At 39.2% G+C, this 15614-nt stretch carries 14 protein-coding genes and 1 pseudogene; 4 read left to right on the top strand and 11 right to left on the bottom strand.

Annotated features, from left to right (window positions below; translation table 11 throughout):
• Positions 1–8 precede the first annotated feature (8 nt).
• From hypB to GNE10_RS00225, 11 genes are all read right to left on the bottom strand, one after another.
• The gene (hypB, locus tag GNE10_RS00275; protein WP_185563131.1) at positions 9–866 is read right to left on the bottom strand and encodes a hydrogenase nickel incorporation protein HypB; all 858 of its coding nucleotides are present in this window, start codon (positions 864–866) and stop codon (positions 9–11) included.
• The gene (gene hypA / locus GNE10_RS00270; protein WP_185563130.1) at positions 857–1198 is read right to left on the bottom strand and encodes a hydrogenase maturation nickel metallochaperone HypA; all 342 of its coding nucleotides are present in this window, start codon (positions 1196–1198) and stop codon (positions 857–859) included. Before hypA ends, hypB begins: the two co-directional genes overlap by 10 nt.
• 20 nt (positions 1199–1218) lie before the next feature.
• Complete coding sequence (hypE, locus tag GNE10_RS00265) at positions 1219–2271, bottom strand: hydrogenase expression/formation protein HypE (RefSeq protein WP_185563129.1); 1053 nt, start codon at positions 2269–2271, stop codon at positions 1219–1221.
• Between the two features lie 61 nt (positions 2272–2332).
• The gene (gene hypD, locus GNE10_RS00260) at positions 2333–3517 is read right to left on the bottom strand and encodes a hydrogenase formation protein HypD (protein WP_185563128.1); all 1185 of its coding nucleotides are present in this window, start codon (positions 3515–3517) and stop codon (positions 2333–2335) included.
• Positions 3518–3634: 117 nt separating this feature from the next.
• A complete protein-coding gene (locus tag GNE10_RS00255) occupies positions 3635–3895 on the bottom strand; it encodes a HypC/HybG/HupF family hydrogenase formation chaperone (RefSeq protein ID WP_099066402.1) in 261 nt (86 codons plus the stop codon).
• A gap of 33 nt (positions 3896–3928) precedes the next feature.
• Positions 3929–6304 (bottom strand): carbamoyltransferase HypF, encoded by a 2376-nt coding sequence (gene hypF, locus GNE10_RS00250; RefSeq protein WP_185563127.1) that lies wholly within the window; start codon positions 6302–6304, stop codon positions 3929–3931.
• Between the two features lie 24 nt (positions 6305–6328).
• Positions 6329–7540, bottom strand: coding sequence for a hypothetical protein (locus tag GNE10_RS00245; protein WP_185563126.1), 1212 nt, complete (start codon positions 7538–7540; stop codon positions 6329–6331).
• Positions 7541–7907: 367 nt separating this feature from the next.
• Positions 7908–8759 carry a NifU family protein gene (locus GNE10_RS00240; protein WP_185563125.1) on the bottom strand — a complete coding sequence of 284 codons (852 nt, stop codon included), beginning with the start codon at positions 8757–8759 and terminating at the stop codon, positions 7908–7910.
• Positions 8760–8821: 62 nt separating this feature from the next.
• Positions 8822–9046, bottom strand: coding sequence for a hypothetical protein (locus tag GNE10_RS00235; RefSeq protein ID WP_185563124.1), 225 nt, complete (start codon positions 9044–9046; stop codon positions 8822–8824).
• Between the two features lie 8 nt (positions 9047–9054).
• Positions 9055–9321, bottom strand: coding sequence for a hypothetical protein (locus GNE10_RS00230; protein WP_185563123.1), 267 nt, complete (start codon positions 9319–9321; stop codon positions 9055–9057).
• Between the two features lie 85 nt (positions 9322–9406).
• Positions 9407–10381 (bottom strand): hypothetical protein, encoded by a 975-nt coding sequence (locus GNE10_RS00225; RefSeq protein WP_185563122.1) that lies wholly within the window; start codon positions 10379–10381, stop codon positions 9407–9409.
• Positions 10382–10908: 527 nt separating this feature from the next.
• Here GNE10_RS00225 and GNE10_RS00220 point away from each other — a divergent pair.
• From GNE10_RS00220 to GNE10_RS00205, 4 genes and pseudogenes are all read left to right on the top strand, one after another.
• Entirely contained in the window at positions 10909–11295 is a 387-nt protein-coding gene (locus GNE10_RS00220) for an Rpn family recombination-promoting nuclease/putative transposase (RefSeq protein WP_260446698.1), read from the top strand.
• Between the two features lie 609 nt (positions 11296–11904).
• The gene (locus GNE10_RS00215) at positions 11905–12867 is read left to right on the top strand and encodes a hydrogenase small subunit (RefSeq protein ID WP_185563121.1); all 963 of its coding nucleotides are present in this window, start codon (positions 11905–11907) and stop codon (positions 12865–12867) included.
• Between the two features lie 124 nt (positions 12868–12991).
• Positions 12992–13501, top strand: a pseudogene (locus GNE10_RS00210) (nickel-dependent hydrogenase large subunit); the annotation flags it as partial.
• Between the two features lie 545 nt (positions 13502–14046).
• On the top strand, positions 14047–15606 hold the full coding sequence (locus GNE10_RS00205) for an ATP-binding protein (protein ID WP_185563119.1): 1560 nt from the start codon (positions 14047–14049) through the stop codon (positions 15604–15606).
• Positions 15607–15614: the final 8 nt, after the last annotated feature.

The raw sequence follows: 15614 nt of genomic DNA, 5'->3' as shown, positions 1-15614 counted from the left end.
TAGTTTCATCAAAAGTGTGTAGCCCCAGTTGACAAATTTGCGAATTTTTCAGTCAGCCATTTATACCAATTATCTAACCCCGCCCCAGTAGTTGCAGAAACTTGAAAAATTTGAACTTTCGGATTAACTTGTTTCGCGTATTCTATGCACTTTTGTACATCAAATTGTACGTAAGGTAGCAAATCAATTTTAGTCAGAATCATGATGTCACTAGCGCGGAACATGTGGGGATATTTTATCGGCTTATCTTCGCCTTCGGTAACCGAGAGAATTACTACTTTAGCAAATTCTCCTAAATCAAATAAAGCTGGACAAACTAAATTTCCCACATTTTCAATCATCACAACGGAATTTAGTGGTGGATTTAGTTGTTGCAAACTCCTGTCTATCATTGATGCGTCTAAATGACAGCCTGTTCCGGTGTTAATTTGGATGACTTTACAACCTGTTTCTTTAATTTTTTGAGCATCATTAGTAGTTTCTTGGTCGCCTTCAATGACACTAATAGATAATTGATGTTTTAAATCATTGATGGTGCGAGTTAAAAGAGTTGTTTTCCCAGCGCCTGGAGAACTCATTAAATTTAAAGCAAGAATATTGCGACCTTTAAACCAGCCACGGTTTTGGGCGGCGATTAAATTATTTTTTGCTAAAATATCTTGTTCTAATGATATAGTTGTGCCATGTATTTTTGCATGAATTTGAGATGCTTCTGTATGAGTATCGTGACTGTGGGAATGAGTAATCACAGTGCCATCAGCTAAAGTATGAGTGTGAGTATGGTGATGATTGTGTTCGGTTTCACTTACTTCTAAATTTGTAATTTTGGTTTCGCCATCATCAGAACAACCGCAGGTTACACACATAATTCCTCTATTTCGATTTCTTTAATTTTGAGTTCTTCGCCAGATATTAAATGTAATTCCACGCTACCGCAATTACAAATACCAAATGGTTTATCTAGATAAATTTCTGCACCGCATTGCTGACATCTTGCCATACCAGGAATTTCTAAAATTTCTAATGTCGCCCCTTCTAAAACTGTACCTTGAGTGCAAATATCAAAACAAAATCGAATAGCATCGGGCATAATAGCTGAAAGTTTGCCAATTTCTAAGGAAACTCGTTGTACTTTTGCACCTTTGGCGTGTTCGGCTACAATTGCTACGATATTTTGGGTAATTCCTAGTTCATGCATATAAAAAAGTATCTTAAATATTAACAAATTCGTGGTAACTGGTCGCCTACTAACATATCAACAATACGTTCAGCACCAAAAATTGTTTTTAATAACACAATACCTGGAGGTGAACTTATTACTTCCCCAACAATACAAGCTTCTTTCCCTGCGGGATGAGATTTCATCGCTGATAAGATAGATTCGGCATATTCTCTTTTAGCTATTACAACTAACTTACCTTCGTTAGCTAAATAAAATGGATCTAAACCTAGAATTTCGCAAAAACCCTTCACCTCTTCACGCACTGGAATAGATTCTTCGTACAGCCGAATTCCTACATGGGAAGTAACAGCAAATTCATTTAAAACTGTCGCTAAACCTCCGCGTGTCACATCCCGCATTGCATGAATTTGGGGACAGATATTGAGGATATGTTGTACTAAATCATGCAAAGGCTGACAGTCACTTTCAATATTAGTTTCTAAAGCTAATTCTCCACGGGCAATTAAAATTGCTGCCCCATGATTACCTAATTCACCGTTAATAATTACAGCATCTCCTGGTTGAATATTGTGGGCAGAGATGTTAATTCCTCTTGGAATGATACCAATACCAGCAGTATTAATAAATAGTTTATCAGCAGCACCACGATGTACAACTTTTGTGTCGCCGGTGACAATTTGAACGTCAGCTTTTGTGGCAGCTGCTTTCATACTGGTTGCAACACGTCGCAATGTTTCTACTGGTAATCCTTCTTCTAAAATAACGCTACAAGTTAGATATAAAGGTTTAGCGCCGCTGACGGCTAAATCATTAATTGTGCCGTTGATGGCTAATTCTCCGATATCGCTACCGGGAAAAAATAAAGGGTCTATGACATAGGAATCTGTGGTAAAAGCGAGTCTGTCTCCTTGTTGTAAAAGTGGGGCTAAGTTGAAGGTTGCTTGGTCTTCTAGTTGGGAGAGAATTGGGTTATTAAAGGTATTAATAAAGATGTCATCAATTAAATCGTGCATGGCTTTACCACCGCTACCATGTGCGAGGGTTATGTGAGTGTCTTGGATTTTATGGCGATGGGGGAAAAGATTCATGTTAAAGTGGGTGATTTTTTAAACGCAAAGGAAAGCGCAGAGGTTCGCAGAGGATTTGGTGTTAGTCTAGGGAGAAGCCACAGGCGGGGAGAGGTTCTTGGGTGATGGTTGCTTTTGGTTTTTCAGCTATTAGTTTTTTAGACATTGTAGAGAGGCGTCCATATTTGTAATAGGCTGCACAAGCGCCTTCAGAAGATACCATACAAGTACCAATTGGTGTTTGGGGGGTGCAGGCTGTACCAAATACTTTACATTCCCAAGGTTTTAATACTCCTTTGAGAATTTCTCCACATTTACATGCTTTATGGTCGGGTACTTTGAGGTTAGGAATGGTAAATTTAAGTTCGGCATCAAATTGAGCATATTCAGGTTGAATTTTTAATCCTGAATAGGGAATATCGCCTAAACCGCGCCACTCGAATGTATCTCTTACAGCAAATACTTTGTTGATGGCTTCTAATGCTACTTTATTCCCAGCTTTTTGGACAATTCGATTATATTGGTTTTCAACTTGGCAACGATTTTCTACTAGCTGTTGCAACAGCATCCAAATTGATTGGAGAATATCTAAAGGTTCAAATCCAGAAACAACAATTGGCTTATGATATTGTTGGGAAATAAATTCATAAGGGTCAGTACCAATTACCATGCTGACATGACCAGGCCCGACAAATCCATCGAGTTGTAAATCGGGGTTATCTAATAATGCTTTGAGGGCGGGAATTACAAGAACATGATTGCAAAACATACTGAAGTTAGCAATTCCTTCAGCTGCGGCTTGCAAAATGGTGAAGGCGGTACTGGGGGTTGTGGTTTCAAAACCTAAGGCGAAGAAAACTATTTCTTTGTCGGGGTTATCTTTGGCAATTTGCAGGCTATCTAGGGGAGAGTACACCATCCGAATGTCTGCGCCTTGGGCCCTGGCTTGGAGTAAACTTGTTTTGGAACCAGGAACTCGCATGGCATCGCCAAATGTGGTAAAGATGACGTTAGAATTTTGAGAGATAGCGATCGCATCATCTAACCTCCCCTTTGGCATTACACATACTGGACAACCAGGCCCATGAATTAATTCAATGCGATCGGGTAAAATTTCTTCAATGCCATATTTAAATATAGAGTGAGTATGCCCCCCGCATACTTCCATAATTTTGAGAGGTTTTTCTATTTCTTCGCACAATTTTGCAATTTCCCGGCGTAACGCTTCAGCTTTTTCTCTTTCACGGAATTCATCAACATATTTCATAGGAATAGAACCATAGTTTTTTAAAACGAACCACAAAGAAAGAAAAGAAATGAGTTTTCAAACTAGGAAAATTCTCTCTCTTCTCTCTGCGCCTCTGCGTGAGAAAAATTCTTCCCCTCAATTACTAATCTCCACCTGTGCTGCTGCTAACTCTTTCAACAACTCTAACGTTTCTGCTGCTTCTTGTTCGTTAATTCGATTCATCGCAAAGCCAACATGCACTAACACCCAATCTCCAATACAAGCTTCAGGTGGATGTTCTTCATCAACGATACAAGCAATGTTTACTTGTCGCTTCACCCCACCAACATCAACAATTGCTAACTTATGATTAACATTGGTAATTTCGATAATTTGCCCAGGAATTCCTAAACACATTTTTATCTTCTTCGCGCCTTTGCGTGAGTAAATTTATCCTATTAATTGTGCTGCTGTAATCACTGCTTGCCCTAAAGATAACCCACCATCATTTGCTGGAACTAAACTGTGAGTCAATACTTTTATACCCAACATTTCTAATGCTTGACTAACTAGCTCTAACAATACACAATTTTGAAATACTCCTCCTGTTAAAACAACCTGATGAATTACATTTTTTTGACACAGACGTTTAACCATCTCCACAATTACATCAGCTAAACTTTTGTGAAATTTAGCTGCTATAACTGCTTGCGGAATCTGTTGCTGCAAGTCATCAAGTAAACCTTGCCACATTGGACGCGGGTCTATACAATAAATACTATCTAAAAAGCTAAATTCAAAAGGATATATTAGTATTTCTTTATCATTATTTAAGTTGTGAACATTGATTAGAGCTTCCATTGCGATCGCTGCTTGTCCTTCATAGCTACATTCATCTCTATAAATACCGATAGCCGCCGCCACCGCATCGAACAATCTCCCTACTGAAGACGCTGGAGGAGAGTTAATTCTTTTCTCAATCAGTTGATTAAGTAATTTGATTGGCTTATTTTTCAGAAATTTAATTATTTCTAAATCGGCATATTTTTCTTCACATTCATTCCAGAGATTAGCACTCATTAATTGGGCATAAGTATTACGCCACGGCTGATATATTGCTTGTTCGCCGCCAATCATCGCCACTGGTTGAAATGTTGCAAGTCTCTGGAATTTTCGATAATCTGCTAACAAAAATTCTCCACCCCACAGATTACCATCTTCGCCATAACCCAAACCATCTAAAGCAATACCTAATACTGGAGGCGAATCTAGAGGAATATTATTTTCCACCATACAAGCGGTAATGTGGGCGTGATGATGTTGAATTGAACTAATTTTAATTTGATTTTTATCAGCGATTTCTTTCCCAATTTTACTGGAAAGATATTCAGGATGTTTATCGATAGCAATTACTTCTGGTTTGTGTTCAAATAAATTAAAGTATAAATTCAAAGCTTTTTGATATCCGTTAAAAGCCGCACCATTTTCTAAATCTCCCAGATGTTGTGAAAGAATTGCTTCTTTTCCTCGCAATAAACAAAAGGTATTTTTTAACTCACTACCCATTGCTAAAATTGGCGGCACATTTTCAAATCCAGGCGGTAAACTAATCGCTGCCGGTGCGTATCCTCTAGCACGTCGAATTGTTTGCACCTTATCGCCAACAACCCGTACCACCGAATCATCTACCCGATTAATAATGTCTCGATTATGAAAAAGAAAATAATCAGCTATTGTCCCTAATTTTTCTTTGGCTTCATGATTATCAACACATTGCGGTTCATCACTAATATTGCCACTAGTTAAAATAATTGGGCGATTCATCCGCCGCAAAATTAAATGATGTAATGGCGTATAAGGTAGCATAAAACCAAGACGATTTTGCCCAGGTGCAACCGAAATCGCAATCTGAAAATTCTGAGAAACATTTTTCCCCGCGTCCCTTTCCAGTGCCTTTTTATCCAATAAAACAATCGGGGCCGCAGGACTTTTTAATAATTCTTTTTCCTTAGCGTTTACAGTACAATATCGTTCAATTACTTCAATATCTCGTGCCATTAAAGCAAAAGGTTTATGATAACGTCTTTTACGATATCGCAATTTTTCTACAACAGCTTCTTGAGTTGCATCACAAGCTAAATGAAAACCACCCAAACCTTTAATTGCGACAATTTCACCTCTTTGTAATAGAGTACAAACTGCATCAACATCATCTAACATCGAGAACATAGAAGCAGTAACCGCTTTCCCATCAGCACGTTCTAACCAAGCTGAAGCACCGCAAGTATGACAAGCTACAGGTTGGGCATGAAAACGGCGATTTTCGACATCATGGTATTCCTTTGCACATTCCGAACACATGACAAACGCAGACATACTGGTATTGCATCTGTCATAGGGAATGGCATGAATAATACTCAGGCGAGGGCCACAATGAGTACAGTTAGTAAAAGAGTAACGGTAAAAGCGGCTAAAAGGATCGAAAATTTCTTTTTGACATTCTTTACAAGTTGCTGCATCAGGAGCAATTTCTGTTTTAATTGCACTATTGACGCTACTAGAAATCACGAAATTATCAGCGTTTAATTCACCTGTGTAAGGAGTTCTAATCAGTTGATTAATTTTTGCCAACGGCGGACATTCTGTTTGTAATTTAGTAACAAATTCTGTTATCGCTTCTTCACTACCAGATACGCGAATTAAAACACCTCCGCCATCATTACAAACATCTCCACCCAAACCGCAAATTTTAGCCAGACGATATACAGTAGGACGAAATCCCACTCCTTGAACAATACCACGAACTCTAATTTCTTCAGCCACCATACATATAAATCTGACTTTCAAAAATTACGAATTACCAAACTGCCACAGTAAAATTCGATTATTTCCAGAATCAGCTATAACTCCCGTTTTGCCAGAAATTTTTATGCCGTAACACCAATTTAAACTATCTCGTTTTGGTAATCCAAAATCACGATTTTCACTTTTACTTTGAAAACTAATTTGTCCGGTAATGGCATCTGCTGTTGCACCTTGCAGTGATAAAATTGACTCTGGCTTTCTCCATCCTAACAAGCGAGAATTTGCAGTATCCGCAACTACTAACCACTCTCCAGCTACACCCACACCATAAGGCATACTCAAACTACTAGCATTAGGATAATAAACCCCTTGATTCATTTCCACACAATCAAAGTTTTTTTGCCCTAAAACCACTGCACAAGGAGTATTATTTTCTGTTGGTATTCCTTGCCAAATCATAACGCGGTTATTTCCCGCATCGCTGACAACTAAATTTTCTCCCCAAAAAGTAATATCATGACACCAACGCATACTCGCTGCGGTGGGAGAACCGCCGTTGTTTTCATTGCGAGATATCATATCTGGCTGTCCCAAAACTATATCAGCAGGTTGGCCGTTTTCTGTGGGTAATTGCTGCCAAATTAATATCCTGCGATTTCCTGTGTCAGCAACAAATAACCACCCTTGATGATAGAAAACACCATAAGGCCAGTGCATTGTATTCGCAGATGCTTGTTGACTTCCTCTATTTGGTTCGTTGTCGATAAAATTACCTTGTCCTAATACTAAATCTGCTGGTACATTGCTATCTTCTGGTAAATTTTTCCAAATTAAAATTCGATGGTTCCAAGCATCTGCTACAGCTAAACCTTTGCCGCAACTACAAATTCCAGTTGGTACGTTTAAAGTAGTTCTTCCAATTGCACCTTTAGCATTTTGTCCTTCATGATAAAAGTCATGTTGCCCAATTACCCAATCAGCTGGTTGACTATCTTTAGTCGGTAAATTCCGCCATCCCAATAATCGATGATGTCCTGTATCTGACACCCATAATGTTCCATTTGCAAACAAACAAGCGCCACGAGGCCCAAACATTGTAGTCGGACTTGGCGCTACAGGTATTACTAATTGTTCTGCTTGAATAATATTCCCTAAAATTACCTCTGCACCCTGAGAAGAAAAAGGTAAATTTTGAAGAATTTTTGTTGCTTCTGGCGGTAGTTGTGATATGGGATGAATTATAATTGGGATATCCATGAACCGCAAATAAAGGCTGATAAATATTTAAAAACATTAATGTTTAACAGCATGTAACAACAGTAACATTTTGATATTTCTGATATAAAATAATCAACAAACTTATTGTCCAATTTGTTCTTTCCCTCCTCTTCTCTGGGCCTTTATCTTGAAAAGTTATGATTGCGGCGGGCTGCGCCAATGGAGGAAACCTTTACTCATACTTTTCACTGCGCCTCTGCGTGAGACAAAAAATATTGTAGCCTAATACGGTTCGGTTAAAGGAGAAAGGTTTCAAATACATCGTTTACCCCTTAAACTTTTCCCAGACCACAAGGAAAGTTTATACTGCTTATCTTAACCGTATTGTATTGTAACTGATAAATTTTTATTCAAATTTTTGCAATCTTACAAAAAGATTATCACCTTTAATTTTCACTGGATATGACTGAAGTGAAATATCCGGTACAATCAAACATTTCCCTGTCTCTAAATTATACTCAAATCCGTGGAAAGGGCAAGTAATAACACCATTTTCAACTTTACCATCTTCTAAAGGATTTCCTAGATGAGCGCAAGCATTACGGTAGCATTTAAACGTAACACCTTGGCGATATAAAATTAGCGAAGTACCAGCAAGTTGTACTGCTAACACACCCAATTCGGGAACTTGTTCGATAGTTGCTACTTTTACCCAACTAGAAGTTAACTGCGAAGAAAATGGACTGATAAAACTAGAAACTTTAGTGTTAACACTAGAGTTTTTATTGACAGCAATAACATTGGTAATTTCAGGACAATGGTTTTTAATTGCTTGTTCTACTCCCTGAGATAAGGTTAGAGTAGAAGCCGGACAACTGCTGCAAGTTCCTATTAACTTAAGTTCTACTGTATCTGGTGGTTTAATTGCCACTAATTCTATGTCTCCGTTGTGACTTTTTAAACCTGGGCGAACTTCTTCAAAGGCAGCTTGAATGCGTTGTTCTAGTGATGCTTTTGGTGGTTTAACTAATTCGTGATAAAGCAACACTGCATATACTACTTCATCGCAAGCAGCATGACGTAAAGCCGGCATTGACTCTTCTTTTAAACTTTTAATCAAATTAGTCAATGCTACTTTGTGCAAAGCTTCAATTGCTCTTTTTAAGCCTACTGCTACACACCTTTGGCTTTCATCCCACTCGGATATAATTGCCTCAAAGCGGTTAATTTCCTGAACTAATTCTTCAAGGTTAGACATAGAATATGGGCATGGAGCATTGATTATTTACAAATGTCTAATGACCAATAACAAATAACAATTTATTTGGTTTTGAAATCTTTAAGAAGAAATGGCATCATCATACCTGTTACGAAACTAGATATTGTTACTGGTAAACAGAAAGGAATTTCAGCCTGGGCAAATAACACTAATAGTAAAGAACCTACAGTAGTAGCAATAGCAGTTCGCTGAATAAAATATATGGGGTCGCGCAGTAACTTTCCTTTGAAAAATAATTTAACAGAATACCAGCCAAGTTCTAACATTTTTGCTCCTAATAATTAGTTAAGAAATTTAGTATGACTAGACCTAGAATAATGGCGGAAATTACACCAGCAGGAGAAAAAAAACCACCAAGTATTGCTAAAAATTCATACCCTATTTTTTTTCCTGCTAATAGCATCCCGCCAATAGCACCGCCAATCATAGATAAAACTATACCTGTGATTAGCCAGATAAATTCTGTCGTAATATTGAGTTCGCCTGCTGCTAAATTGGTGAGAAAATCTCCCGTAACTAGGGTTAGTAAAATGTGTTGCATTCTCTGTTTTCTCCTTAATTGAGATGGAAATACGGAGAGGTAGCGGTCACGGCAAGCACTGATAAAATAATCAATGCCCTATGCCCTATGCCCTATGCCCTATTTCTAATTGTACGTCTTGTAACGCTTTAGCTACTATTTCTGCTTGTTCCATCTGTTGATGTTTGGTAAATATTTCTAAAGCTTGTTGATAGTATGCACGTGCTTGTAAAAGATTTTTAAGATTACCATTTTCTGGGTTTTCTGGGTCATCGGGTAAGTTGAATAAAGCGTTAGCTTTGTTTGAAATTGTGTTAGCATACTCTAGGGGTGTATCTTTGGAATTACGCACTTTGAGAGCTTCGTCATAAGCGACGATCGCTCTCAAGTTATTCTCCACAGGATGAGAACTCACTAAATATTGCAAAGCATTACCCAAATTATTTTGCAACATTGCATATTCTCTGGGATGCTCAATTAAATTAATATGCTTTAGCGCCGTTTCAAATGATTGCACTGCTAATCCTTGACGCAAGTATTCCCGTTCCGATGCTAAAGGCATGGAAAGATAAGCGATCGCAATATTATTGTATAAAATTGCATATTCTTGTGGGTAATCCTGCCAAATAAATACCCGCAAAGCCTCATGATAAGCTTGGATACTATCAGTTATCCGCGCTAAATTATACGGCACAAGCGACTGTAACACCAGCCCAAAATTCATTTGTGCTTCTGCCACTTCAGAGGGCGAAGCTAATCGTTGTAAAGTTGGTAGTGCTTCTTCATAACCGACTTTTGCTTGTATTAGCAGTTGCGTGCTAACATCCGGTATTGCCTGTAACGTGCCTGACATCCCCACTTGTGCCCTAGCTTTCAACAGGGGAAACTCCTCACCACACATCTGGTAAGCCTGGTAATATAAGCTAACTGCATTCCGTAAATCTTGGGCTGTTTTGGGCTTTTTTTGAAAGCCTTGGGCTATTTCAATCAGCATTTGAATTTTTTCATCTGCTGAAGCTGACTCTGATACAACAGCTGCGATCGCAGCCTTCACTGCTGAATCTGTAATGCTAGGGGTCATAACTCTGCCATACTCTAGCCAATTGAAATTTGAGTTTCTTGACACCCACGAATGATGAAGACACTATGAATCGCATCTCATCACGGGCCATACTGATTTACGCAGGCTTCGAGTCCTTTTGGCGGAATTCCCCTTCAGATTATGGACTGGGGAGATGGGGAGATAGGGAGATGGAGGGAAAGAGGTAATTTTTCATTCTTCCTCATACCCAATGCCCAATGCCCTCTTTGCCCAATGCCCAATCTCTAAAATATAAAACACCCTATTTCTCAAATTCTAGGGGGGAATTGCCAATATTAATGTCTGTTTTAAACACCTGAGATTTAGAAAATATTGTTTGTATCACTAGTACACAAAATAGCGTTGAAAAGATATCAAAAATTGCAGTCAGCCTAAGTCTACCCAAATAAACCAGAAGGGAAAAGGTTAAAGGGAAAAGGGCAAACTGCCTGAACAGGTCGCCCACAATTCCACTCGCTTTTTACCTTTCCCCCTTCCCCTTCTCGATGAACACCGCAGTGTAAAAGCTGATCGTTGAACCCGAATCAACCGCGACAACAAAAGCTCTAGAAATAGTCAACAGTGCTAGAGAGCAAATTTTAGATGTCACTGCTGTTAGTGAAATTATACAATTAATAGAGACGATATTAATATATAAGTTGCCGAGATTGAGTCAGGAGGACATAGGAAAAATGTTTGGATTAAATGAGTTAAGGCAAACTAGATTTTACCAAGATGTTTTTGCTGAAGGTAAAGAAGAAGGTAGACAACAAGGTAAAGAAGAAGGGAGACAAGAAGCTAAGTTAGAAACCATACCTCAGTTATTAGCATTGGGTTTAAGTATTGAGCAGATAGCTCAAGCTTTAGGTTTGGATGAACAATTTGTTAGGGAAATTACACAACGAAAATCTTAAAATAATCAGGTGGTAGGTTGGGGCGCAATTTGTTGTGCCCCTACATTTTGCTGTGTTCAATTTACTGATTGCACAATACACTTAAATTAAGTATTTATTCATAATTTTTACATTCTTAGAATTATTACACTGCGGTGTAAATAAAGCTACCTTTTAAACAATCACAAGTCTTGATTGGTGAACTTTTTAATTTTCGCGTAGCGGTATTAGACTATTAATTAAGCTGATGCACATCTAAATTAGATAACTACTCATGGTATTCATTGATATTTAGTTCGTAGTAAGGACTTTAGTCCTTATTAGAGGACTAAAGTTTTCACTACAAACCTTTAATTTACACCGTTGTACTTAGAATAGCTGATTGCTAATAATTAATTTTTTTTTAATAAAACAGAGTTGAATCGAAAAATACTTTATGTTTAAAAATAAACAGCAATAAGGAAACTCCCAAAAATAAATTATTCAGCTTCAAATTGTTGACTGTCAACTATCAACCGTCAACAATAGCAATGGAATATTTTTTTACTTGGAAGTCCCTAAAATAGGTGATACTCTACAAGCTTTATCGCCTAAATCGTGCATGGTAAAAATTAGAAAAAGACATAGCCGATGACTAACGTACTGTGGCTACAAGGTGGTGCTTGTTCCGGTAACACCATGTCATTTCTCAACGCCGAAGAACCGACAGTCTGCGATTTAATTGCTGACTTTGGCATCAAGGTACTTTGGCATCCATCCTTAGGATTAGAACTAGGTGATAATTTACAAACACTGCTACGGGATTGTATTTCTGGCATAATTCCCCTAGACATTTTGGTCTTTGAAGGCAGTGTTGTCAACGCTCCCAACGGTACTGGGGAATGGAATCGGTTTGCCGATCGCCCCATGAAAGATTGGTTAACAGATTTGGCCAAAGCTGCCAAATTTATCGTCGCTGTGGGAGATTGTGCCACTTGGGGAGGAATTCCCGCCATGTCGCCCAACCCAAGCGAATCGGAAGGTTTGCAATTTCTCAAGCGTCAAGAAGGTGGCTTTTTAGGTAAAGATTTCGTTTCCCAAGCCGGATTACCTGTAATTAATATTCCCGGATGTCCCGCACATCCCGATTGGATTACGCAGATATTAGTGGCGATCGCTACTGGACGCATAGCAGACATCGCCCTCGATGAATTGCATCGTCCGCAAACGTTCTTCAACACCTATACCCAAACAGGTTGTACTCGTAACGTCCACTTTGCCTACAAAGCATCAACCGCCGAATTCGGTCAGCGTAAAGGATGCCTATTTTATGACTTGGGTTGTCGCGGCCCCATGACCCATTCCTCCTGCAACCGCATCCTATGGAATCGTGTCTCCTCCAAAACCCGCGCCGGAATGCCTTGTTTGGGTTGCACCGAACCAGAATTTCCCTTCTTTGACCTCAAACCAGGAACCGTATTTAAAACCCAAACAGTTATGGGGGTTCCCAAAGAATTACCGCCAGGAGTCAACAAAAAAGACTACGCCATACTCACAATGGTGGCAAAAGACGCAGCACCACCTTGGGCGGAAGAAGACTTTTTTACAGTTTAGGGAATGGGGCATTGGGCATGGGGCATTGGGCATGGGGCATTGGGCATGGGGCATTGGTTATTCCCCGCGTTTCCCTATCTCCCCATCTCCCTACTCCCCTTACCAATTATTAAAGGAGAAGAGAATGGGAATTCAAACATTAGATATATCGCCCGTTGGTAGAGTTGAAGGCGATTTAGATGTCAGAGTCGATATTGAAAATGGGCGGGTAGTCAACGCCTGGACTCATGCGGAACTGTTTCGCGGATTTGAAATTATCTTACGCGGTAAAGACCCCCAAGCTGGATTAATTGTTACGCCTCGAATTTGCGGAATTTGCGGTGGTTCTCACTTAACTTCTGCATCTTGGGCATTAGATACAGCTTGGGAAACAGAAGTTCCACGCAATGCAATTTTGGCGAGAAATCTCGGTCAAATTGTGGAAACAATCCAAAGTATTCCCCGTTATTTTTATGGATTGTTTGCCATTGATTTGACTAATAAAAAATACCGCAATAGTCGGTTTTATGACGAAGCTATCAGACGCTTTGCCGCTTTCACTGGTAAATCTTACGAATTAGGCGTGACAATTTCCGCTAAACCTGTAGAAATTTATGCGCTATTAGGCGGCCAATGGCCCCACAGCAGTTATATGGAAATAAATTGGGGAATTGCTTATATAGTAAGGATTTGCCAGCATAGCTTTAATGATTCCCTGGCTTTTCCTTAAATTAGGCGATAAACCCACCGTCAACTACGCCATAAGCAAAGATAGCAAGCAGCAAATCCATTTATTTTTCTCTGCTAAAAGTTATTTGATTTTTTCAGGTATTACCTAATTTTTCCCTAACCTAGATTAGCGATGTCTAGCGACAAGCCGCTCTGGGTCTACGCAGTTAAAGAAATCCAAGGTAAGTAGTTAAGTATAATTATTTTCTTAACTTTGAAATATAAAGCCCTATTTTTATCAATATAAATACGCAAATAGTATTATCTTTGTTTAAATAATCACATTAAAATTGGATATGTAAATATTAATTTCCTTGTTTGGAAATTGAGCGATCGCTTTCTCAAATCGCAATATATCAAGCATCATAACCATTTCCTTTGAGAATTATACAGAAATCAGTTAGCCCTTCTTGCCTCGCCCCAACTCCAAAATCGTCTAAACTCAAAGTGTCCGCCAACTGCTAAAGTCCCATGTCTCGCTGGTTCAACATTGCAGGCCCATGTCAAGCCGACAAACACTATATCCTACCCCCTACCAGTCGTCTCCCCGACTGGGAAATGCTGATTGAACAAGAAAGTTATTTTGTCGTTCATGCACCGCGACAAACGGGGAAAACCACAGCAATGTTAGCTCTAGCGCAGGAACTTACCGCCACTGGACGTTATGCAGCAGTAGTGGTATCTGCGGAGGTAGGAAGTGCATTTAATCATGACCCAGGTGCAGCAGAATTGGCGATATTGGGAACTTGGTACGATACAATTTCGATCCGATTACCCAATGAATTGCAACCACCTGTTCTCAAACAAGGGCAAAAAGAAGAACCAGGACGGAGAATTAGGGCTTTTTTACAGGCTTGGGCACAGTCTTCGCCCCGACCTTTGGTATTATTTATTGATGAAATTGACTCTCTACAAGACCAAACACTAATTTCAGTTTTACGACAGTTGCGGGATGGTTTTCCCAATCGTCCAAAAAATTTTCCCTCTTCTGTAGGATTAATCGGTTTACGGGATGTGCGAGATTATAAAGTTGCATCCGGTGGTAGTGAGCGATTAAACACATCGAGTCCTTTTAATATTAAAGTCGCTTCGATTACCCTCAGAAATTTTAATGCAGCAGAGGTGCAAGAACTATATCAACAACATACAGAAGAGACAGGACAAATTTTCACACCAGAAGCCACAGCAACAGCTTTTGACTTAACTCAAGGACAACCTTGGTTAGTGAATGCTCTAGCGAAAGAAATTGTGGAAAAAATGGTTAAAGATAGAAGTATTGCTATTACTAAAGAACATATTTTACAAGGAAAGGAAATATTAATTGCCCGTCAAGATACTCATCTCGATAGTTTAGCCGAACGCTTACGGGAACCAAGAATAAAAGCGATTATCGAGCCGATGTTAGCAGGTTTGGAATTGGGGGATATACCCAATGATGATATTCAATTTGTGATTGATTTGGGTTTATGTAAAATGCATCCCCAAGGTGGTTTAACCATTGCTAATCCCATTTATCGGGAAGTTTTACCCAGGGTGTTAACGGTGACACCAATGGCTTCTCTACCAATGATTGCACCGACTTGGTTAACCCCAGAAGGAGAGTTAAATATAGATGCATTACTAGCAGCATTTCTCAAGTTTTGGCGACAGCATGGTGAACCGTTATTAGGTAGTACTGGCTATCATGAAATCGCCCCCCACATTGTATTAATGGCTTTCTTGCATCGTGTTGTTAACGGTGGTGGAACCCTGGAGAGGGAATATGCAATTGGTAGTGACAGAATGGATTTATGTTTGCGTTACAGAGATGTAACCTTAGGTATTGAGTTAAAGGTATGGCGGGAGAAAAAGCGTGACCCCCTAACTGAAGGTATTGAGCAATTAGAATCCTATTTAGGGCGTTTGGGGTTGGATTTTGGTTGGTTATTTGTGTTTGACAGGCGTAAAAATGCTCTACCAATGGAAGAACGTTTATCAACTGAGGTTGTCCTGACGGAAAATCAACGTGCGATTACTGTGATTCGGGCGTGAGTATTTTG

The organism is Nostoc sp. 2RC, assembly GCF_014222165.1.
GTDB lineage: Bacteria > Cyanobacteriota > Cyanobacteriia > Cyanobacteriales > Nostocaceae > Nostoc > Nostoc linckia.
Note: the sequence above shows the minus strand (reverse complement) of the source record. Positions and strands in the feature narration are given on the sequence as shown.